The sequence below is a fragment of the Mycobacterium sp. NGS63 genome (assembly GCF_059812295.1).
Map to the genome: position 1 here is coordinate 119,347 of NZ_JCALCJ010000002.1, position 21,069 is coordinate 140,415.

The window sequence follows — 21,069 nt, forward strand, 5'->3', positions numbered from 1 at the left end:
ATTCGGAAAATGGTGGCAATTTACTCGCCGGTAGGTTTGCCGGTCGCCGGGCCCGGGATTTGACCCCTGAGCGGCCGGGACGCCGCGACGCTCTTTCGGGGCGGACCAGTTTCGCCGCGACTTGAACCATCCGGCCACGCGGGGACGTTACTTGAGGGTAATGTTGTTTGACACCTGTCAGTTACCACTGATAAGTTACCGCGAATTGGGGGCCGGGGCGGATCAGGGGGACGGGGAGGACCGGGGAACGTGCTTCAAGCGATCGCTCGATTGGCCATTAGGGCGCCACGGCGCATCATCGCGGTCGCGGTACTGATCTTCATCGGCGCGGCGGTCTTCGGCGTCCCCGTCGCCAAGAGCCTCTCGCCCGGCGGATTCATGGATCCCGGCTCGGAGTCGGCGCATGCCATCGGTGTCCTGGCCGACAAGTTCGGCCAGAGCGGCCAGCAGATGGTGATCATGGTGACCTCGCCCGCGGGCGCCCACAGCGAACAGGCGCGCAAAGTGGGCACCGATCTGGTCTCCGAACTGCAGGCGTCGCCGCTGGTGTACAACGTGACCTCGGCCTGGACCGCGCCGCCACAGGCCGCCGCCGACCTGGTCAGCACCGACGGCAAGTCCGGATTGCTCGTCGTCAACCTCAAGGGCGGCGAGAACTTCGTGCAGAAGAACGCCCAGGCCCTCGCCGACGAATTCGTCCACGACACCGACGGCGTCACCGTCCGCGCCGGCGGCCCGGCGATGCAGTACGCGCAGATCAACAAGCAGAACCAGGACGACCTGGTGGTCATGGAGATGATCGCGCTGCCGCTGAGCTTTTTGGTGCTGATCTGGGTGTTCGGCGGGCTGCTGGCGGCCGCGCTGCCGATGACGCTGGGCGCGCTGGCCGTCGTCGGCTCGATGACGGTGTTGCGGCTCGTCACGTTCAGCACCGAGGTGTCGATCTTCGCGCTCAACCTGAGCACGGCGATGAGCCTGGCGCTGGCCATCGACTACACCCTGCTGATCGTCAGTCGCTATCGCGACGAGCTGGCCGAGGGAGGTGACCGCGACCAGGCGCTGATCCGGACCATGGCCACCTCCGGTCGCACGGTCTTGTTCTCGGCGGTCACCGTGGCGCTGTCGATGTCGGCGACGGCGCTGTTCCCGATGTATTTCCTGAAGTCGTTCGCCTACGCGGGCGTGGCCTCGGTGGCGTTCGTGGCGATCGCGTCGATCGTGATCACCCCGGCCGCGATCGTGTTGCTGGGCCCGCGGCTGGACGCGCTGAACGTGCGCCTGCTGCTGCGGCGGACCTGGCTGCGCAGGTGGACGCGCCCCGACCCGGTGCACAAGCCGGTCGAGGAGTTGTTCTGGTACCGGTCCAGCAAGTACGTGATGCGCCGCTGGGCGCCCATCGGGCTGTCCGTGCTGGCGCTGCTGTTGCTGCTCGGGCTGCCGTTCTTCTCGGTGAAGTGGGGCTTCCCGGACGACCGGGTGCTGCCGCGTTCGGTGTCGTCGCACGAGGTCGGCGACCGGCTGCGCAGCGGCTTCGCCAACGACTCCGCCACCGCGGTGCCCATCCTCATCCCCGACGCCCGGAACCTGAGCCCCGCGGACATCGGCCGCTACGCCGCCGACCTGTCCCGCGTGCCCGACGTGACGGCGGTGTCCTCGCCCGGCGGGACGTACGTGCACGGGGCACCGGCCGGATCGCCCGTCGCCGCAACGGGATTGGCCGACGGCAGCGCGTTTCTGACCGTGAGCAGCGCGGCGCCCCTGTTCACCAAGGCGTCCGACGAGCAGCTGACGCGGCTGCACCAGGTGGCCGGGCCGGCCGGCCGAGCCGTGGAGATGGCCGGGGTGGCCCAGGTCAACCGCGACAGCGTCGACGCGGTGACCGACCGGCTCCCGCTGGTGCTGGGTCTGATGGCCGCGGTGACGTTCGCGCTGCTGTTCTTGCTCACCGGCAGCGTGCTGCTGCCCGCCAAGGCGTTGGTATGCAACGTGTTGTCGCTGACCGCGGCGTTCGGGGCGCTGGTGTGGATCTTCCAGGACGGCCACCTCGGCGCGCTGGGTACCACGCCCAGCGGGACGCTGGTGGCCAACATGCCGGTGTTGTTGTTCTGCATCGCTTTTGGGCTGTCGATGGACTACGAGGTGTTCCTGATCTCCCGGATCCGGGAGTACTGGCTGGCGTCGGGGGCCGCCCGGCCCGCGACGCCGACCGCGAAGGAGGCGCACGCCGCCAACGACGAGGCCGTCGCGCACGGCGTCGCCCGCACCGGCCGGGTGATCACCGCCGCCGCGCTGGTGATGTCGATGTCGTTCGCCGCGCTGATCGCCGCGCACGTGTCGTTCATGCGCATGTTCGGCCTGGGGCTCACCCTCGCCGTGTTCGCCGACGCGACCCTGGTGCGCATGGTCCTGGTACCGGCGTTCATGCACGTGATGGGTCGCTGGAACTGGTGGGCGCCAAAGCCTTTGGTGTGGCTGCACGAGCGGTTCGGCATCAGCGAGGGGGGCGTCGAGGAGGTCGGGGAGCCGGCCCTGGCGACGGCCTCCACGCCGGTGCGGCACAACGGGCGCCCGGTCAGGGAATCGGTGACCCACATTGGTTGACGTGTCTCTGGAAGGCCTGCACGAGGTCCGCCGCGTCAGGGCGCGTCGCGGCACCGGCGAGCGGCTGCGCGACGAGATCCTCGACGCGACCACCGAACTGCTGTTGGAGACCGGGCACGCCAGGTCGGTGTCGATCCGCTCCGTGGCGCAGCGCGTCGGCGTGACGCCGCCGTCGATCTATTTGCACTTCGCCGACAAGGACGCCCTGCTGGACGCGGTGTGTGCGCGGTACTTCGAAAAGCTCGACCCGGAAATGCGGCGGCTGGCCGCCGAGCACGCCTCCCCGGTCGAGGTGCTGCGCGCCCAGGCCCGGGCCTATGTCCGGTTCGCCGTGCAGACCCCGGAGCTGTACCGGATCGCCACGATGGGCGAGTGGCGGTCGGGCAGCAGCATCGACACGACGCTGAACAGCTCGGCGTTCAAGCACATTCGGGCCACCGTGCGGCGGCTGATGGATGACGGCACCTACCGCCCGGACAACCCCACCACCGTCGCCCTGGAGCTCTGGAGCGCGGCGCACGGGGTGGCGGCGATGCTGATCGCCAAGCCGCACTTGCCGTTTGGCGACACCGAGGCATTCGTCGACCGGGTGCTGTCGTCGGTGTTCTGCGGGCAGCTGGTGCTGGGGTATTGCGGCCGCGACGCCACCCCGCAGAATCTGGCGGCGTGGGTGGTGGCGCATCGGCCGCCGGAGGGGTCGCGGTCGTGACGCTCGCGGCCGAGTCCCCGGTCAACCACCCGTTCTTCGCGCGCGTGTGGCCCGTCGTCGCCGCCCACGAGGCCGAGCCGGTGCGGGCGCTGCGCCGGGAGAACGTGGCCGGCCTGACGGGCCGGGTGCTGGAAATCGGGGCGGGTGTCGGGACGAACTTCGCCAACTATCCGCCGACCGTCTCCCAGGTGGTCGCCGTCGAGCCGGAGCCGCGGCTGGCGGCGCGCGCCCGCGCGGCGGCGGCCGCGGCACCCGTGCCGGTCGTCGTCGTCGGGGCGACCGCGGAGGCCTACAGCGACGGGGAGCCGTTCGACGCGGCGGTGTGCTCGCTGGTGTTGTGCTCGGTGCGCGACGTCGGCGAGGTGCTGCGCCGGGTGCACGCGATGCTGCGGCCCGGCGGGCAGCTGCGCTACCTCGAGCACGTGGCCAGCGCCGGCGCGCGGGGCCGGCTGCAACGGCTGGCCGACGCGACGCTGTGGCCGAGGCTGTTCGGCAACTGCCACACCCACCGCGACACCGAGCGCGCGATCGCCGACGCCGGTTTCGAGGTGGACACGTCGCGGCGGGAATGGACGCTGCCGGCGTGGGCGCCGTTGCCGGTGTCGGAGCTGGCGCTGGGCCGGGCCCGTCGCTAGTTTTGCGCCGAGACTGCGCTCAGATCGCGTTTCGGTGCACCAAACGCGATCTGTGCGCAGTTTCGGTCGCCCTGAATTCCCACGCGTCGCGAACGCGCGCGACGACGCCCGCGGGACGATCCGATGCGATCACCCGGATGACGATCCAGCCGAGGCGGTCCAGCGCTTCCCTGCGACGGATGTCCCATGCGTACTGCACGGGGTCGAGGCGATGTTGTTCGCCGTCATACTCGGCGGCGACCATGAGGCCCTCCCACCCCATGTCCAGGTAGTACCGCTGCGACCCGGCCAGCACCGGGATCTGGGTCGTCGGCCGCGGCAGGCCCGCGCGGATCAGCAGCAGGCGCAGCCACGTCTCCCTCGGCGACTGGGCGCCCGGGTCGACGAGGTCCAGCGCGGCTTCCAATTGCCGGAGTCCCCGCGCGCCGCGCTGCCGGTCCGCGATCGCGAGGACCTCGTCGACCTTGGTGCCCGTCGCAGCCATCAGGGCGTCCAAGCGTGCGACCGCTGTGCCGATCGGCCGGCGCCGCCCGAGGTCGAAGGCGGTGCGCTCCGGCGTCGTAACCGGAATGCCCGATACTGACCGGAGGTCCCGCGAATCAAGGCTGTAGTCATACGTTTTCATGCCCCGCGGCGGGCGGGCGTTCGACCACACCAGCTCGGCGGGCAGGTCATCGTCCACCCACTTGGAGCCGTGCCACGCGGCCGCGGTCAGCCCCGCGAGCACTCCCCGCCGGTGCGACCACAGCCACGCCGCGACCGCGCGCTCACGCGGGGTCAACTTGTGCTCGCGCCGCACATAGACGTCGGGAAACACCGCCCGGAACCGCGACCGCAGCTGATACTTGCGCAGCGTCCCGGCTTTCACCGCCTCGCTGCCGATGAAGGGTTCGTCGATTGCCATGGCCGCACGCTCGCCGAACGGACGGACACGAGGCGCGTCGAAACTGCGCTCAGCGCGTGCTCTTGTGCACCAAACGCGATCTGTGCGCAGTCTCGGCGCGAAGTTACTTCAGCAGGGCCGGCAGCCGCTGCAGCAGCTCGGGCAACGCTTGGCTGGCGCTCTCGCGGATGCTGATCGTGGCGCTGGCGGTCAGCGGCGTCGGCTCGGGATTGACCTCGACGACGACGGCGCCGCGGGACAACGCCAGGTCCGGCAGCCCGGCCGCCGGATAGACGATCGCCGAGGTGCCCACCACGACCATCACGTCGGCGGCCTGGGTCGCCTCGACCGCGCGCTGCCACGGCTCGTCGGGCAGCGCCTCGCCGAACCAGACGATGTCGGGGCGGATCAGCCCGCCGCAGCGGCACACCGGCGGCTCGACCTCCAGCGCCGGCTCGGCCATCGCGGGCAGCGTCTCGGTGTAGGGCAGATCGCAACGCTCACAACGGAATTCGAACAGGCTGCCGTGCAGGTGGTGCACCGGTGCGCTGCCGGCCCGCTCGTGCAGGTCGTCGACGTTCTGGGTGACGACGGTGACGTCGGCGTGGTCCTGCCAGGCGGCGATGGCGCGGTGCCCGGCGTTCGGCGCGACGTCGGCGACCAGGTAGTGGCGCCACAGATACCAGCCCCAGACACGCTCGGGATTGTCGCGCCAACCCTGGGTGCTGGACAGCTCGTAGGGATCGAAGCGGGCCCACAATCCGTTCTTGTCGTCCCGGAACGTCGGCACGCCGCTCTCGGCGGAGATCCCCGCGCCGCTGAGCACCGTTACTCGCATCCCACAAAGATAGCCTCGCGTGCGGGATACTGGTCGGGTGGAGCTGCGGGATTGGTTACGGGTCGACGTGAAGGCGGGCAAACCGCTGTTCGACCAGCTCAGGACCCAGGTCATCGACGGGGTCCGCAGCGGCGCGCTGCCGCCCGGCAGCCGCCTGCCCACGGTGCGCGACCTGGCCGGCCAGCTGGGCGTCGCGGCCAACACCGTGGCCCGGGCCTACCGCGAGCTGGAGTCCGCGGCGATCGTCGAAACGCGCGGGCGCTTCGGCACTTTCATCTCCCGCTTCGACCCGACCGACGCGGCGATGGCCGCCGCCGCCAAGGAGTACGTCGAGGTGGCCAAGGCGCTGGGGCTGACCAAGTCCGATGCGATGCGGTATTTGACCAACGTGCCCGACGACTGAGAAGCCCGTCAGCGCAACACTTTGTCCAACGTGCGCAGGTTGCGGGTCGTCGTCGACGACTTGTAGCGGGGCTTGCCCATCGTCTTGCCGATCGTGCTGTCCAGCGTGGCGCCTTTGGCGACCTGCCAATAGACCACGCCGTCCCCGCGGCCGAGCTTCTCGTCCGCGCCGGCGCCCGTCAGCCCGGCCAGCTCGTCCAGCACGGCGGGGTCGGCGACGAACGTGACGTACGACTGATACCCCTCGACTTCGCGCTCGAAGGGGTAGGCGTCGACGACGGCGCGCACGGTGTCGATGTCGTACACCAGCACCCACGCGTCATAGCCGAACCGCTCGCGCAGCGCGGCCTCGGCCTTCTTGCGCACCCCGGCCGCGGTGGCCGGCGACTCCAGCAGCACGTTGCCGCTGGCCAACATCGTGCGCACTCCGGTGAACCCGGCGCCGGTCAATGCGGCGGCCACGTCGGCCATTTTCAGGTTGACGCCGCCGACGTTGACGCCGCGCAGGAAGGCCGCGTAGCTGGTCACCCTCAGATTTCACCACGACGTAGGCTCTTTCACATGGGACGCCAGGTCTTCGACGACAAGCTGTTGGCCGTGATCAGCGGGAACTCGCTGGGGGTGCTGGCCACCATCAAGCGCGACGGGCGACCCCAGCTGTCGAACGTGAGCTACCACTTCGACCCGCGCGAGCTGGTCGTGCGGGTGTCGATCACCGAGCCGCGGGCCAAGACCCGCAACCTGCGCCGTGACCCGCGGGCCTCGATCCTGGTGGACGCCGACGACGGGTGGTCGTATGCCGTCGCCGAGGGCGCCGCGGAGCTGACGCCCCCGGCGGCCGCGCCCGACGACGACACCGTCGAGGGGCTGATTGCCTTGTATCGCAACATCGCCGGTGAGCATCCCGACTGGGACGAGTACCGCCAGGCGATGGTCACCGACCGGCGGGTGCTGATGACGCTGCGCATCTCGCACGTCTACGGCATGCCGCCCGGCAAGCGCTAGGCTTCCGGTATGGCCGAATCGAAGTCCGCGGAAGAAGACGAAAACAAGCGCAAATTCCGCGAGGCGCTGGACCGCAAGATGGCCAAATCGTCGGGCGGATCCGACCACAAGGACGGTGGCGGCAAGCAGTCGCGTGCGCATGGCGCCGCCGGCGGCGGCCGTCGGGAGTTCCGCCGCAAGAGCGGCTAACGCCGAGAGCTATCGAAAGCCGTTGCGGCGTAACTCGATCGAAGCTCTCGACCTGAACCGGTCTGCTGTGTTGAAACCTTTGAACACCATGCTGGACCCCTCATCGAGACTGTGAGTGCCTGAAATTCAGCTCGTTCAGGGTCCGGCCGCCGACGCGCTGCTGGGGCCCGTTCGCGTTCCTAGTTGGCATGCCCCTTGACCGGCAGGTGCTGTAAACCTGTCGGCGGCGACTGGCCGCTTATGGTCATTCTTGGGAGAAGGCCCGGAGGTCACCAGAGCATTTTGCCGGTAGCTGCTCGAACAACGGAATTGACCGACCCGCCAGTCTTGCCGACTAGCTTTTTGGCATGCTGGTAGTAGTCAGTTACATGGGACTTGTGAACGCTTGCAGATGCGGTGCCTCTATGGGCGATCGAACCACGAAGGGCCACATATCGGTCGAGTTTGCGTGAAGCAGACGTCGCGGACATCCCACTCCAAAACCATTTGCTGGAAATCTTCTTGACTCCCAATGCTTTCACGAATAGCTCGTCGATTTGGGCAGGCTTAGGCGTCTTCAACTTTCTGTTACGTTCTTCGCGGAGACGCTCAAGTCTGGAATCCAGCACTTGTTTCCACCCGTTGTCAGCCAGCTTCCAGACGGCAAGCTGATTGGCATCCTCCGCCAACTCCTTTACGATCTGCTTCTTGAGTTCCGGTGGAAGCTTTGTGGCGTCCGGCGAGTACTGGACCAAGTGCGCCAGCCCCTCAGCAGCAATGTCCTCGCAGTAGGCTTCCCAAAAAGCTGTGATCAGCACGATCGCCGCCTTGTTCAGTACCTCGACTTGTCTACGCCGGCCCGGTCCAGTGCCGGTCAGGCTGGTGTGGACCTCCAACAACCTGTCGATGTCCTCGCAGTTCTTGTCAAAAGCGGCCCTTGCCTGCGATGCCACAGCGTTCTCCTTGTTGTCCGCTCGTCGGCACTCGATGTTGATTCGTAGAAGTGTGTCGCATGCATGATATGCATAGGATGCATAGCATGTATAGTGTTGTTCATGAATACCGACGCATCCAGTGCGGCCCCTGAGGGAAACAAGCGTGCACGGGGCACGAAGATCAGCCAGGCCGACGTGCCGTCCCACAGTCTGCAGAAGGCAGCCCGCGTGCCGTTTGCCATCGCCGAGAACTATGGCTCACACCCGACTCGGCCGATAGATGTTGCAGCCGCGCTGAAAATGACGCCGGGATCGGGGACGTTCCGAACGATTTGTGGGGCCGCGGTGGGCTATGGGCTTACCGACGGCGGTCCGAATGCTCCCCAGATTGCGCTCACGTCTCTAGGCGCTCGGGTGGTGACCCCCACCGAGGTCGACGACGATCGGCTTGCACTACGCCAGGCGGCGCTAAATCCTTCGGTAGCACAAAAGTTCTATACGCGGTACGACGGCTCGCCGCTTCCGCCAAAGAACATCGCACAGAACGTGCTCGCCACCATGGGCGTGCCGACCGATCGCACATCGGCCGTCTTCGACCTGCTGATTGAGAACGCTCAATATGTCGGTTTCATCAAGAAGATCAAAGACAAGGAATACATCGACATCGGCGCACCCGTGATGTCGGAGAACGTCGATGGTGCTTCGGTGCAGGAATCAGAGTCGAATCCGGAAACTGGTGTCGAGGCGATCGTCGATGCCCCATCCGAAACCGTTGCGGGACAATTTGATCCGCCTACAGCGTCGGACGGGGCCCGCAAGAATGCGATCTTCCTGGGTCATGGCTCCAATCGGAAGCCGATGGAACAGCTCGTCAAGATCCTGAGCGAGTACGGCATCCCGCACAAGCAGGCGGTCGGAGAGGCCAATCGCGCTCGGCCCATTCCGCAGAAGGTCGCGGATGTGATGCGTGAGTGCGGCGCCGCAATCCTGATCTTCACAGCCGATAAGGAATACTTCGACAAAGACAGCAACAGTGTCTGGCGCCCCAGCGAGAACGTGTCGCATGAGCTCGGTGCCGCTTCAGTCCTGTACGGCGACCGGATCGTCGTGTTCAAGGAGAAGGGCATTGAACTCCCCTCGAACTTCAGCAGTGTCGGCTACATCGAGTTCGAAAAAGACCGATTGGACGAGAAGGGTATCGAACTCTTTCGTGAGCTTGTAAGCATGAAGATTCTGTCGATCTCGGTCGGTTAGTGGACGAGTGGCGCACCTCCCGGTTCCGGGCCGAAACCCTGGAACGCCATGCCCAAATGCGATTGCTGTCGCTGCGTATCCATGCTGATGCCTTTTGCCCGCACTACCGCTCAGGTTTGTGCGGCGGGAACAGACCGACGGACGGGTCGGCCCGGCCCGGTTGGCCGCGCAGGCTGCCCCGGGTGCTGGGATGCCCGAAGTCCACCTGGGACGGGTCGTTTCGGTAGGCCCAGTCCGCCACGATGGTGCGTTGCCAAAACTTCCAGCGGCCCCCGTGTTTGGTGTAGGTGTCCAGGTACCGGCCGCCGATGATGACGTCGGAGTCGTGTTCGGGACCGGCGAAGGTGTGGAAGACCAGGCAGTAGATCTCGCCGCGGGCTGCGTCCCCCTCGACCTCGAAGTTCGTTGTGGTGATGTGGTGTTGGGAGACGCGCACATACGGTTCCGCGGCCTGTAGCTGGGCGATGAACTGCTCGACGCCGCCCGTCGAGAACGAGCCGTGCGCGTCGGTGGCGTCGGGGTGGTACAGGTTTCGAAGCGCGCCATAGTCGGCGCGGTCGACGGCCCGGCAATAGGCGGTGACGAGCTGATGGAGTTCGTCCCGGGCCAGCATCAGTGCCAGCTTGGCGTCATCCACCACCACGCCACATTAGCCCGGTGGCTATGCTGTGCGCGTGCCCAGACTGCAGCTGGCCCAGGATCCGGCCGCCGACGCGCTGCTGGACGACGACCCGTTCGCCTTGCTGATCGGGATGCTGCTCGACCAGCAGGTGCCGTTCGAGACCGCCTTCGCGGGGCCGAAGAAGATCGCCGACCGCATGGGCGGCCTGGACGCCGGCGAGATCGCCGGCTACGACCCGGACAAGTTCGCCGCGCTGTGCTCGGAAAGGCCGGCGGTGCACCGCTTCCCGGGATCGATGGCCAAGCGCATCCAGGGCCTGGCGCAGATCATCGTCGACCGCTACGACGGCGACGCGGCGGGGCTGTGGAAGGCGGGCGAGCCCGACGGGGCGGAGCTGCTGCGGCGGCTCAAGGGGCTGCCCGGTTTCGGCGAGCAGAAGGCGAAGATCTTCCTGGCGTTGCTCGGCAAGCAGTACGGCGTGACACCGCAGGGCTGGCGGGGGGCCGCCGGGGAGTTCGGCAAGGCCGGCACGCACCTGTCCGTCGCGGACATCGTCGACGACCGTTCGCTGTCACAGGTGCGGTCGTACAAGAAGCAGATGAAGGCAGCAGCGAAGGGAAAGGCGGCAACGTGAAGACGCACCTGACGTGTCCGTGCGGTGAAGCCATCGTCGGCAAGGACGAGGACGAGCTGGTCGAGCTGACCCAGGCTCACCTGGCCAAGGACCACCCGGGCCTCGAGTACGACCGCGACGCCATCCTCTTCATGGCGTACTGACCGCCTTAGGGCACCACCGTCGAGCCGATGGTGGGCATGAACTGGCACTGCTTTTCCTTGGTGGTGACCTGCCCGAAGATCGTCGACATGATGCTGCCCGAGCCGGTGTCGACGATCGCCGTCAGCGTCGTCGGCCCGTCCCCGTTGATGTCGGTGCGCGGCTTGAGCGTGACGGTGCCCGACTTGCCCGTGGTCAGGTTGACCCACGTGACGTTCAACGGCAGCTTCTGGACCTCGGCGGGTCCCGGCGTGCCGACCGCGGTGAACACGTAGGCGGTCTGGCCGGGCCCGGGGCCGGGCGTCGGGATCTTGGCCGGCCCCGCGACCGACAGCGCGGTCGCGATCGAACTACTGCCGTCCGCAAGGCAATTGGTGCCGATCGACGGGTACATGAAGTCCTGCGTGGGCGGGGCGTCGGGGCCCAGACCCGGGGCCGCCGCGGGAGCGGCATCGGGCGCGGGACCCGGCGCGGGCGCCGGTGCCGGGGCTGCCGACGGTGCGGGGGCCGGAGCCGCCGGTGCGGCCGCCGCGACGGGCTCGGCCGGCGGCGGCGCGGCGGCGGGAGCGGGTGCCGCCGGTGCGGCGGGGGGCGCCGCGACGGGCGCGGGACCCACCGCGTGAGAAGGGTCGATGCCCGGCGGCAGGTGCGACTGCAGGCCGGGCTCGATGCCCGCCGGCGGCACGTGCTGCACCGGGGCGGTGTCGGCCGCGGGGGCCGGCGCGCCGGGAACCGGCGAGCCCGGCTCCTGCACGAATTGATTCACCGACGCCGCGACGTTTTTGGATTCGCCGGGCGCCGTCGGGTTGTGGGCGAATGCCTGGGCGGCGGCCATCAGCAGCTGCGTCGCCTGCCCGGGATTGCTGGCCGCCTGCTGGATGATCGGGCTCAGCTGCGACAGCGCGGGCAGGCCCGGGAGCTGCTGGGCGGCGCTGGATGGTGGCGTCGGCTGCGGTGCCGCCGGATCGGCCGCCGCGCTCGGGCAGAGCCCGAACGCGGCAGCCGACGCCGTGACGACAGCGGCCACACCTTTGGACAGGTTCCAAGTGTTTCCCACGGTGTCCTCCGGTCCTGGTAGTGGGTCAGCTGTCTAAGTGGCCGCTCAGGGGATGGCCGCGAGCAGCGGGGACATCGGGTTGGGCAGCGCCGCGGCCGGAGCCGGGGCGGCCGGTGCGGCCGGGGCCTGGCCCGTGGCCAGCGCCGACAGATCCCCCGGAAGGTTCAGCTGCGCGGGCACATTGACCGGCATGCCGGACGGCAGCGCCGGCATGTTGACCCGCGCCTGCGGGATCTGCGGCGCCGGCGGGGTCGCGGGAGCCGCCGGCGTCGACAACCCCGGGATGGCCGGGAGCCCCGGAATCGTCGGCGCGGCCGGGGCGGCGGGCGCCGCGGGAGCCTGCTGCGCCAGGCCCGGGATCGAGCTCAGCCCCGGTATCGCCGGCGACGCCGGCGCGGCGGGAGCGGCGGGCGAGGTGAGCCCCGGAATCGCCGAGATCGGCGACGGAGACGACACCGGCGAGGTCGCGGCGGGCAGCCCCGGGAAGCTGACGCCGGGGCTGGCCGGCGCCGCCGGCGGGGTGGCGCCGAGCGCGGTGGCGAGGTTCTGCAGGATTTGCGGCGCGTTGGCGGCCGAGCTGATCAGCTGCTGCGGAATGTTGGGCACGGCCGGCGCCGGCGCCGGGTCGGCGTGGGCGATGCCGCCCGTGAGTAGCGCTGCGGACGAACCGACGAGGACGGCGGTTGCACGCAAGTAAGTCCAGATGGTTGGCATGACTCTCCCTGGTTGTCGATGACGGGTCCCGCCGCCGAAGCTACTTTGATGCTGGTGTGACTCAAGTGACACGTGTGGCATTTATTCGATCGTTACCGATACGTGCGACGGCGGTGACCGGGCGGCCCGTGGCGCGCGCGCCGCTCGCTAGAGTCGGTCCGATAGACACCACCACCCACACCACGGCCGCCCCGGCGGGCCGGCTGCAGTCGGCCGCGCCGGTTTTGCTGCTGGTGAGCGTCGCCGCGCGGCTCGCCTGGACGTACCTGGCGCCCAACGGCGCGAACTTCGTTGACCTGCACGTCTACCTCGGCGGCGCCGCCGCCCTCGACCACCCCGGCACCCTGTACAGCTACGCCTACGCCGACCAGACGCCGGACTTCCCGCTGCCCTTCACCTATCCGCCGTTCGCGGCGGTCGTCTTCTACCCGCTGCACCTGCTGCCGTTCGGGCTGGTCGCCTTCGGCTGGCAGCTGGCGACGATCGCCGCGCTCTACGGCGCGATCCGGATCACTCAGCGGCTGATGGGCGTGCCCGCCGGCGCCGGCCGCCCCGTGGCGATGGCGTGGACGGCGGTCACCATCTGGATCGAGCCGCTGCGCAGCACCTTCGATTACGGGCAGGTCAACGTCCTGCTCATGCTGGCGGTGCTGTGGGCGGTCTCCACCACCCGGTGGTGGCTATCGGGGCTGCTGATCGGCGCGGCGGCCGGGATCAAGCTGACGCCGGCGATCTCCGGGGTCTACCTGGCCGGCGTGCGGCGGTGGGGCGCCGCGGTGTTTTCGGCGGTCGTCTTCGTCGCCACCGTCGGCGTGTCGGCTTTGATCGTGGGCGACCAGGCGCGCTACTACTTCACCGACCTGCTGGGCGACGCGCACCGCGTCGGGCCGATCGGCACGTCGTTCAACCAATCCTGGCGCGGCGGCATCTCCCGGATCCTGGGCCACGACGCCGGATTCGGCCCGTTGGTGCTCGCGGCCATCGCCTTGACGGCGGTGCTGGCCGTCCTGGCCTGGCGGGCGCTGGAGCCCGCCGACCGGCTGGGCAAGCTGGTGGTGGTCGAGCTGTTCGGGCTGCTGCTGTCACCGATCTCGTGGACCCACCACTGGGTGTGGCTGGTGCCGCTGATGATTTGGGCCATTCACGGCGCGCCGCGCCGGCGCCCGGGCGCGCGGGCCGTGGGCTGGGGCTGGCTGGCGCTGACCATCGTCGGCGTGCCCTGGTTGCTCAGCTTCGCCCAGCCGACCATCTGGCAGATCAGCCGGCCGTGGTACCTGGCGTGGGCCGGGCTGGTCTACATCGTGGCCGCGGTGGCGACGCTGATCTGGATCGCGGCCACGCGAGACACGGCCGAGTCGGAGGGCTAGCTCCCGACGATCCCGTCGATGTCGCGCGCCATGTCGAGGTCGTTTTGCGTGATGCCGCCCGCCGAATGCGTGACGAGCGCGAAAGTGACCGTCCGCCAACGGATATCGATGTCGGGGTGATGGTCCTTGCTCTCCGCGTGCTCGGCCACCCGGCGCACGGCCTCGATGCCGTCGAGGAAGCCTGGAAACTTGATCGAGCGGCGAATGGCGCCGCCGGAACGTTCCCATCCGTTGAGTTCGGGCAGTGCGGCGTCCACTTGCTCATCCGTTAACACAGCCATATCCCGACGGTATACCGTCACTGGCCATGCCGACCCAGATCGTCGTCGCGGCCGCGGTCATCTCGGGCTCCCGGCTGCTGGTGGCGCAGCGGACCCGGCCGCCCGAGCTGGCCGGGCGCTGGGAACTGCCCGGCGGCAAGGTCGCTCCAGGCGAGACCGAGCGCGACGCGCTGGCCCGGGAGCTGACCGAGGAGCTGGGGCTGAACATCGCCGACATCGCGGTGGGCGACCGGCTCGGCGCCGACATCGAGCTGAACGACACCACGACGCTGCGGGCCTATCGGGTGCGGTTGCTGCGCGGCGAGCCGCACCCGCACGACCACCAGTCGTTGCGCTGGGTGACCGCGGCGGAGCTGCACGCCGTTGACTGGGTGCCGGCCGATCGTGGCTGGCTGGGCGACCTCACCCAGGCGTTGTGAGCAGGTTCATAAGGCCTCCACAGCTTTCGTCCAGTCAACCTTCAGCGCTGTTGCAGCTGACACGCGTGAAATCGAGAGGTAATAACCCAAAAAGTCCCCCTAACCTCGATTTGCATGCCGGTAGCGATCCCGATGGTTGTTTGCGACGGTGTGGTCACGGCCGACACACCGGGCCGCGGCGTGCCCGCCCGAAGGAACCCTCACGTGACGGCACGAAACATCGCTAACAGGGCACAACCGGTGCGGCTGGTCGGCCGCCCCCCGGCTACCTATGCTCGGGCGCTGTCGCGCGCCGCGAAGGCGGGATCGACGAAGGGACTCCCCGACACGACGAGCCGGAGTAGGAGGGTTACCCCTTGACCGTCACACCCCATATCGGTGGACCGCTCGAGGAGTTACTGGAGCGCAGCGGGCGGTTCTTCACCCCCGGCGAGTTCTCGGCCGACCTGCGCACCGTCACCCGCCAGGGCGGCCGGGAAGGCGACGTCTTCTACCGGGACCGGTGGAGCCATGACAAGGTGGTCCGCTCGACGCACGGAGTGAACTGCACCGGCTCGTGCTCGTGGAAGATCTACGTCAAAGACGGGATCATCACCTGGGAAACCCAGCAGACCGACTACCCGTCGGTGGGCCCGGACCGGCCCGAATACGAACCGCGCGGCTGCCCCCGCGGCGCGTCGTTCTCCTGGTACAGCTACTCGCCGACGCGGGTGCGCTACCCCTACGCGCGCGGCGTGCTGATGGAAATGTTCCGGGAGGCCAAGGCGCGGCTGGGCGACCCCGTGCTGGCGTGGGCCGACATCCAGGCCGACCCCGAGCGCCGGCGCCGCTATCAGAAGGCGCGCGGCAAGGGCGGGCTGGTGCGGATCACGTGGGCCGAGGCCACCGAACTGATCGCGGCGGCCCACGTGCACACGATCAAGACCTACGGCCCCGACCGCGTCGCCGGTTTCTCCCCGATCCCGGCGATGTCGATGGTGTCCTACGCCGCCGGCTCGCGGTTCTACGAGCTGATCGGCGCGCCGATGACGTCGTTCTACGACTGGTACGCCGACCTGCCGGTGGCCTCGCCGCAGGTGTTCGGCGACCAGACCGACGTGCCGGAGTCGGGGGACTGGTGGGACGCCGCGTACCTGATGATGTGGGGCTCCAACGTGCCGATCACCCGGACGCCCGACGCCCACTGGATGGCCGAGGCCCGCTACCGCGGCACCAAGGTGGTCACGGTCAGCCCCGACTACGCCGACAACACCAAGTTCGCCGACGAATGGATGCCCTGCGCGGCCGGCACCGACGGGGCCCTGGCCATGGCGATGGGCCACGTGATCCTCTCGGAATGCTATGTGCAGAAACGGGTTCCGTTCTTCGCCGACTTCGCGCGCCGCTACACCGACCTGCCGTTCCTGATCAAGCTCGAACAACGCGGCGACATGCTGGTGCCGGGCAAGAACCTGACCGCGGCCGACATCGGAGGCGCGGCCGAGAACGCCGCGCTGAAGCCGGCGGTGCTCGACGAGGCGACGAACTCCGTTGTGGTGCCCCATGGTTCACTCGGGTTCCGGTACGGCGAGGACGGGGTCGGCAAGTGGAACCTGGACCTCGGTGACGTGCTGCCGGCGCTCAGCGTCTCCGACGCGCCCGCCGTCGGCGACGACGGCGATGCCGGCACCGCACTGGTGCACCTGCCCAGCTTCGACACCGTGAACGGCGAAGGCAGCACGGTGGCGCGCGGCGTGCCGGTGCGCCGGGTCGGTAAACACCTGGTGTGCACCGTATTCGACCTCATGCTCGCCCAGTACGCGGTGGCGCGCCCCGGCCTGCCCGGCGCGTGGCCCACCGGCTACGACGACTCGACGCACCAGAACACCCCGGCGTGGCAGGAGCCGATCACCGGCGTGTCGGCCGCGCAGGCCATCCGCGTCGCCAAGGAATTCGCCCGCAGCGCCGAGGAATCCGGCGGCCGCTCGATGATCATCATGGGCGGCGGCATCTGCCACTGGTTCCACAGCGACGCCATCTACCGCTCGGTGCTCGCACTGCTGATGCTGACCGGGTCGATGGGCCGCAACGGCGGGGGCTGGGCGCACTACGTCGGCCAGGAAAAGGTGCGGCCGCTCACCGGATTTCAGACGATGGCGATGGCCACCGACTGGTCGCGCCCGCCGCGGCAGGTGCCCGGCGCGTCCTACTGGTACGCCCACACCGACCAATGGCGCTACGACGGATACGGCGCCGACAAGCTGGCCAGTCCCATTGGGCGGGGCCGGTTTTCGGGCAAGCACACCATGGACGTGCTGGCCTCGTCGGTGGCGATGGGGTGGAGCCCGTTCTATCCGCAGTTCGACCGGTCCAGCCTGGACGTCGCCGACGAGGCGCGCGGGGCCGGCCGCGACGTCGCCGAGTACGTCGCCGAGCAGCTGGGCCGGCGCAAGCTCAAACTGGCGGTAACCGACCCCGACAACCCGGTCAACTGGCCGCGGGTGCTCACCGTCTGGCGGGCCAACCTGATCGGCTCGTCGGGCAAGGGCGGCGAGTACTTCCTGCGCCACCTGCTGGGGACCGACTCCAACGCGACCGCGCAGCCCCCGGAGGACGGGGTGCGGCCCGTCGACGTGGTGTGCGGCGCCGAGATCCCCGAGGGCAAGCTCGATTTGATGATGTCGATCGACTTCCGGATGACGTCGACGACGCTGGTGTCCGACGTGGTGCTGCCGGCGGCCACCTGGTACGAGAAGGCCGACCTGTCCAGCACCGACATGCACCCGTACGTGCACGCGTTCAGCGCCGCCACCGACCCGCCGTGGGAAACCCGTTCGGACTTCGACGCTTTCGGCGCCATCGCCCGCGCCTTCAGCGGGATGGCCAGGCGCCACCTGGGCACCCGCAGCGACGTGGTGATGACCGCGCTGCAGCACGACACCCCGGACGCGATGGCCTACCCCGACGGCACCGAGAAGGACTGGCTGCGCAGCGGCGCCACCCCGGTGCCGGGACACACGATGGCCAAACTCACCGTGGTGGAACGCGATTACGCCGCCATCTACGACAAGTGGCTGACCCTGGGCCCGCTCGTCGATCAGTTCGGGGTGACCACCAAGGGCATCACGGTGCATCCGTTCCGCGAGGTCGAACAGCTGGCCGCCCGGTTCGGCGTGATGAATTCCGGTGTGGCGGCGGGCCGCCCGGCCATCACCACCGCCCAGCGGATGGCCGACGTGCTGCTGCTGCTGTCGGGCACCACCAACGGCCGGCTGGCCGTCGAAGCGTTCCGGGAGCTGGAGAAGCGCACCGGCCAGCGGTTGGCGCACCTGGCCGAGGGCAGCGAGGAGCGCCGCATCACCTACGCCGACACCCAGGCGCGCCCGGTCCCGGTGATCACCAGCCCGGAATGGTCGGGCAGCGAAACCGGCGGCCGCCGGTATGCGCCGTTCACCATCAACATCGAGCACCTCAAGCCGTTCCACACGCTCACCGGGCGGATGCACTTCTATCTGGCCCACGACTGGATCGAGGAGCTCGGCGAGCACCTGCCGGTCTTCCGCCCGCCGCTGGACATGGCGCGGCTGTTCGGCCAGCCCGAGCTGGGGGCCACCCCGGACGAGGGTATCGGGCTCACGGTGCGCTACCTGACGCCGCACTCGAAGTGGTCGTTCCACTCCACCTACCAGGACAACCTGTACATGCTGTCGCTGTCCCGCGGCGGCCCGACGATGTGGATGAGCCCCGGTGACGCCGCGAAAATCGGGGTGCGCGACAACGATTGGGTCGAGGCGGTCAACGTCAACGGGATCTACGTGTGCCGGGCGATCGTGTCGCACCGGATGCCCGACGGCGTGGTGTACGTCTACCACGTCCAGGAACGCACCGTGGACACCCCGCGCACCGAGACCAACAACAAGCGCGGCGGCAACCACAACGCGCTGACCCGGGTGCGCATCAAGCCCAGCCATCTGGCCGGCGGCTACGGCCAGCACTCGTTCGCGTTCAACTACCTGGGCCCCACCGGAAACCAGCGTGACGAGGTGACAGTGGTGCGTCGCCGCACTCAGGAGGTGACGTACTGATGAAGGTCATGGCACAGCTGGCGATGGTGATGAACCTCGACAAGTGCATCGGCTGCCACACCTGCTCGGTCACCTGCAAGCAGGCGTGGACCAACCGCAGCGGCACCGAGTACGTGTGGTTCAACAACGTCGAAACCCGCCCGGGACAAGGCTATCCGCGCACCTACGAGGACCAGGAGCGCTGGCGCGGCGGGTGGATCCGCGACAAGAAGGGCCGGCTGCGGTTGCGCGACGGGGGCCGCCTGAGCAAGCTGCTGCGGATCTTCGCCAACCCCAAGCTGCCCACCCTCGACGAGTACTACGAGCCGTGGACCTACGACTACGAGAACCTCACCACCGCGCCCGCGGGCGACACGTTCCCGACGGCCGCGCCGCGCAGCCTGATCACCGGCAAGCCGATGAAGGTCTCCTGGGGGCCCAACTGGGACGACAACCTGGCCGGCTCGCCCGAAATCCTGTCCGGCGACCCGATTTTGCAGAAGGTCTCCGATGAGGTGAAGCTGAAGCTCGAAGAGACCTTCATGTTCTACCTGCCGCGGATCTGCGAGCACTGCCTCAACCCGTCCTGCGTGGCTTCGTGCCCGTCGGGCGCGATGTACAAGCGCAGCGAGGACGGCATCGTGCTGGTCGACCAGGACCGCTGCCGCGGCTGGCGGATGTGCGTGTCCGGATGCCCTTACAAGAAGGTGTATTTCAACCACAAGACCGGCAAGGCCGAGAAGTGCACGCTGTGCTACCCGCGCATCGAGGTGGGCCTGCCGACGATCTGCTCGGAGACGTGCGTGGGCCGGCTGCGCTACCTCGGGCTGGTGCTCTACGACGCCGACCGGGTGCTCGAGGCGGCGTCGGTGGAAAACGACGCCGACCTCTACGAGGCGCAGCGCCGGATCCTGCTGGACCCCAACGCCCCCGAGGTGATCGCCGCGGCGCGCGCCGAGGGGATCACCGACGAGTGGATCGAGGCCGCGCAGCGCTCGCCGGTGTACGCGCTGATCAACAAGTACAAGGTGGCGCTGCCGTTGCACCCGGAATACCGGACCATGCCGATGGTCTGGTACATCCCGCCGCTGTCGCCGGTGGTCGACGCGGTCAGCCGGGACGGGCACGACGGCGAGGAGCTGGGCAACCTGTTCGGCGCGCTGGACGCGCTGCGCATCCCGATGCAATACCTGGCCGAATTGTTCACCGCCGGTGACACCGCCGTCGTCGAGGGCGTGTTGTCCCGGCTGGCGGCGATGCGTTCGTACATGCGCGACATCAACCTCGGGCGCGAGACCCAGCCCCACATCCCACACGCCGTCGGGATGACCGAGGAAGAGATCTACGAGATGTACCGGCTGCTGGCGATCGCGAAATACGAAGAGCGGTACGTGATTCCGACCGCCTTCAGCCCCCAGGCCAAGGATCTCGAGGAGATGGGGTGCTCGCTGTCGGGCGAGGGCGGCCCGGGGATGTACGAGACCGGCCCGTTCGGCGAGGGCAGCGGCGCCCCGGTGCCGGTCGCCGTGGAGACCTTCCACGCCATCAAGCAACAACGCCAGCGCGGTGAGGCCGGCGACGATGGGGGCCTGGAGCGCGCCCGCGGCGGCGGCCGCTCCCGGGTCAACCTGCTCAACTGGGACGGCCACGGCACGCCCGCGGGCCTGTTCCCGGAGGCCGGCGGATGAGGCTGCTGGGGCAGGTCCGCGACCGCTCGGCCAACCGGACCATGCAGGACCGGCTGGTGTGGCAGGCGGCGTCGCTGCTGCTCGCCTACCCGGACGAGGGGTTCGGCGACCGGCTGGACACCGTCGAGGAGCTGCTGGGGCACCTGGGCGGCCCCGCGGCGGCGCTGCTGGGCCAAACCGTCGCGGCCCTGCGCGGCCTCGACCCGATGGCCGCCGCGATCGGCTACGTCGAGACCTTCGACATGCGCCGGCGCAACACCATGTACCTGACGTACTGGACCGCCGGGGACACCCGCAACCGCGGCCGCGAGATGCTGGCGTTCGCGACCGCCTACCGCGAGGCCGGCGTCGAACCGCCCCGCGTCGAGGCGCCGGATCACCTGCCCGTCGTGCTCGAATTCGCCGCGACCGTCGACCCCGAGTCCGGGCGCCGGCTGCTGACCGAGCACCGGGTCCCGATCGACGTGTTGCGCGGCGCGCTGGCCGACGCCGGTTCGCCCTACGAGCACACCATCGCGGCGGTCTGCCAGACGCTGCCGGCGGCCACCGATCAGGAGGCGCGCCGCGCCGAACGGCTCGCCAAGGCCGGTCCGCCCACGGAAGCCGTTGGGCTGCAACCGTTCACATTGACCGTCCCGCCGAAGCGCACCAAGGGAGCCTGACGTTGGTCCAC

The 21,069-nt window shown here is 68.9% G+C and carries 22 protein-coding genes and 1 pseudogene; 15 read left to right on the forward strand and 8 right to left on the reverse strand.

Annotated elements, in window-relative coordinates; translation table 11 throughout:
* Positions 1-249: 249 nt before the first annotated feature.
* From AC5Y4Z_RS03935 to AC5Y4Z_RS03945, 3 genes are read left to right on the forward strand one after another with little or no spacing between them, the layout of a single operon-like run.
* Entirely contained in the window at positions 250-2,601 is a 2,352-nt protein-coding gene (locus AC5Y4Z_RS03935) for an MMPL family transporter (RefSeq protein ID WP_499961029.1), read from the forward strand.
* Positions 2,602-2,617: 16 nt separating this feature from the next.
* Entirely contained in the window at positions 2,618-3,310 is a 693-nt protein-coding gene (locus tag AC5Y4Z_RS03940; RefSeq protein ID WP_499961793.1) for a TetR/AcrR family transcriptional regulator, read from the forward strand.
* Positions 3,307-3,945, forward strand: coding sequence for a class I SAM-dependent methyltransferase (locus AC5Y4Z_RS03945; protein ID WP_499961030.1), 639 nt, complete (start codon positions 3,307-3,309; stop codon positions 3,943-3,945). Before AC5Y4Z_RS03940 ends, AC5Y4Z_RS03945 begins: the two co-directional genes overlap by 4 nt.
* A gap of 19 nt (positions 3,946-3,964) precedes the next feature.
* On the opposite strand, the gene AC5Y4Z_RS03950 is transcribed toward AC5Y4Z_RS03945, so the two are convergent.
* Positions 3,965-4,843, reverse strand: a complete 879-nt coding sequence (locus tag AC5Y4Z_RS03950; protein ID WP_499961795.1) for an endonuclease domain-containing protein — start codon at positions 4,841-4,843, stop codon at positions 3,965-3,967.
* A 109-nt stretch (positions 4,844-4,952) separates the two neighbouring features.
* Positions 4,953-5,666, reverse strand: a complete 714-nt coding sequence (locus AC5Y4Z_RS03955; protein ID WP_499961031.1) for an NAD-dependent deacylase — start codon at positions 5,664-5,666, stop codon at positions 4,953-4,955.
* A 37-nt stretch (positions 5,667-5,703) separates the two neighbouring features.
* On the opposite strand from AC5Y4Z_RS03955, the gene AC5Y4Z_RS03960 reads away from it, so the two are divergent.
* Positions 5,704-6,069, forward strand: coding sequence for an Rv1152 family transcriptional regulator (locus tag AC5Y4Z_RS03960; RefSeq protein WP_067325224.1), 366 nt, complete (start codon positions 5,704-5,706; stop codon positions 6,067-6,069).
* Between the two features lie 8 nt (positions 6,070-6,077).
* Here the strand turns inward: AC5Y4Z_RS03960 and AC5Y4Z_RS03965 are convergent, their stop codons facing one another.
* Positions 6,078-6,596, reverse strand: a complete 519-nt coding sequence (locus AC5Y4Z_RS03965) for a DUF1697 domain-containing protein (RefSeq protein WP_499961032.1) — start codon at positions 6,594-6,596, stop codon at positions 6,078-6,080.
* A gap of 33 nt (positions 6,597-6,629) precedes the next feature.
* Here AC5Y4Z_RS03965 and AC5Y4Z_RS03970 point away from each other — a divergent pair, with 33 nt between their 5' ends.
* The 3 genes and pseudogenes from AC5Y4Z_RS03970 to AC5Y4Z_RS03980 all read left to right on the forward strand — a co-directional run.
* Complete coding sequence (locus AC5Y4Z_RS03970; protein WP_499961033.1) at positions 6,630-7,073, forward strand: PPOX class F420-dependent oxidoreductase; 444 nt, start codon at positions 6,630-6,632, stop codon at positions 7,071-7,073.
* 9 nt (positions 7,074-7,082) lie between these two features.
* Complete coding sequence (locus AC5Y4Z_RS03975; protein ID WP_499961034.1) at positions 7,083-7,262, forward strand: DUF5302 domain-containing protein; 180 nt, start codon at positions 7,083-7,085, stop codon at positions 7,260-7,262.
* Positions 7,263-7,377: 115 nt separating this feature from the next.
* A pseudogene (locus AC5Y4Z_RS03980) lies at positions 7,378-7,471 on the forward strand (hypothetical protein); the annotation flags it as partial.
* A gap of 60 nt (positions 7,472-7,531) precedes the next feature.
* On the opposite strand, the gene AC5Y4Z_RS03985 reads toward AC5Y4Z_RS03980, so the two are convergent.
* On the reverse strand, positions 7,532-8,194 hold the full coding sequence (locus tag AC5Y4Z_RS03985; protein WP_499961035.1) for a HEPN domain-containing protein: 663 nt from the start codon (positions 8,192-8,194) through the stop codon (positions 7,532-7,534).
* Between the two features lie 102 nt (positions 8,195-8,296).
* On the opposite strand from AC5Y4Z_RS03985, the gene AC5Y4Z_RS03990 reads away from it, so the two are divergent.
* A complete protein-coding gene (locus AC5Y4Z_RS03990; RefSeq protein ID WP_499961036.1) occupies positions 8,297-9,430 on the forward strand; it encodes a TIR domain-containing protein in 1,134 nt (377 codons plus the stop codon).
* Positions 9,431-9,533: 103 nt separating this feature from the next.
* On the opposite strand, the gene AC5Y4Z_RS03995 is transcribed toward AC5Y4Z_RS03990, so the two are convergent.
* Positions 9,534-10,073: a nuclear transport factor 2 family protein gene (locus AC5Y4Z_RS03995; RefSeq protein WP_499961037.1), complete on the reverse strand. Its 540-nt coding sequence runs from the start codon at positions 10,071-10,073 to the stop codon at positions 9,534-9,536.
* Between the two features lie 31 nt (positions 10,074-10,104).
* Between AC5Y4Z_RS03995 and AC5Y4Z_RS04000 the strand changes: the two genes are divergently transcribed.
* Positions 10,105-10,686 (forward strand): HhH-GPD-type base excision DNA repair protein, encoded by a 582-nt coding sequence (locus AC5Y4Z_RS04000; protein ID WP_499961038.1) that lies wholly within the window; start codon positions 10,105-10,107, stop codon positions 10,684-10,686.
* Positions 10,683-10,829: a DUF1059 domain-containing protein gene (locus tag AC5Y4Z_RS04005; RefSeq protein WP_067325215.1), complete on the forward strand. Its 147-nt coding sequence runs from the start codon at positions 10,683-10,685 to the stop codon at positions 10,827-10,829. Before AC5Y4Z_RS04000 ends, AC5Y4Z_RS04005 begins: the two co-directional genes overlap by 4 nt.
* Positions 10,830-10,834: 5 nt before the next feature.
* On the opposite strand, the gene AC5Y4Z_RS04010 is transcribed toward AC5Y4Z_RS04005, so the two are convergent.
* Both AC5Y4Z_RS04010 and AC5Y4Z_RS04015 read right to left on the reverse strand, forming a co-directional pair.
* A complete protein-coding gene (locus AC5Y4Z_RS04010) occupies positions 10,835-11,884 on the reverse strand; it encodes an Rv1157c family protein (RefSeq protein ID WP_499961039.1) in 1,050 nt (349 codons plus the stop codon).
* A 45-nt stretch (positions 11,885-11,929) separates the two neighbouring features.
* On the reverse strand, positions 11,930-12,598 hold the full coding sequence (locus tag AC5Y4Z_RS04015) for a hypothetical protein (protein ID WP_499961040.1): 669 nt from the start codon (positions 12,596-12,598) through the stop codon (positions 11,930-11,932).
* 113 nt (positions 12,599-12,711) lie between these two features.
* Between AC5Y4Z_RS04015 and AC5Y4Z_RS04020 the strand changes: the two genes are divergently transcribed.
* A complete protein-coding gene (locus AC5Y4Z_RS04020) occupies positions 12,712-13,965 on the forward strand; it encodes a mannosyltransferase (RefSeq protein ID WP_499961041.1) in 1,254 nt (417 codons plus the stop codon).
* Here AC5Y4Z_RS04020 and AC5Y4Z_RS04025 read toward each other — a convergent pair.
* The gene (locus AC5Y4Z_RS04025; RefSeq protein WP_499961042.1) at positions 13,962-14,246 is read right to left on the reverse strand and encodes a 4a-hydroxytetrahydrobiopterin dehydratase; all 285 of its coding nucleotides are present in this window, start codon (positions 14,244-14,246) and stop codon (positions 13,962-13,964) included. The genes AC5Y4Z_RS04020 and AC5Y4Z_RS04025 overlap by 4 nt on opposite strands.
* Positions 14,247-14,272: 26 nt before the next feature.
* On the opposite strand from AC5Y4Z_RS04025, the gene AC5Y4Z_RS04030 reads away from it, so the two are divergent.
* The 4 genes from AC5Y4Z_RS04030 (at position 14,273) to narJ (ending at position 21,058) form a co-directional block, all read left to right on the forward strand.
* Positions 14,273-14,665, forward strand: a complete 393-nt coding sequence (locus AC5Y4Z_RS04030) for a (deoxy)nucleoside triphosphate pyrophosphohydrolase (protein WP_499961043.1) — start codon at positions 14,273-14,275, stop codon at positions 14,663-14,665.
* 356 nt (positions 14,666-15,021) lie between these two features.
* Complete coding sequence (locus AC5Y4Z_RS04035) at positions 15,022-18,729, forward strand: nitrate reductase subunit alpha (protein ID WP_499961044.1); 3,708 nt, start codon at positions 15,022-15,024, stop codon at positions 18,727-18,729.
* Entirely contained in the window at positions 18,729-20,396 is a 1,668-nt protein-coding gene (gene narH, locus AC5Y4Z_RS04040) for a nitrate reductase subunit beta (protein WP_499961045.1), read from the forward strand. The genes AC5Y4Z_RS04035 and narH overlap by 1 nt, the downstream gene beginning before the upstream one ends.
* Complete coding sequence (gene narJ, locus AC5Y4Z_RS04045) at positions 20,393-21,058, forward strand: nitrate reductase molybdenum cofactor assembly chaperone (RefSeq protein ID WP_499961046.1); 666 nt, start codon at positions 20,393-20,395, stop codon at positions 21,056-21,058. Before narH ends, narJ begins: the two co-directional genes overlap by 4 nt.
* The last annotated feature ends 11 nt before the right edge of the window (positions 21,059-21,069 follow it).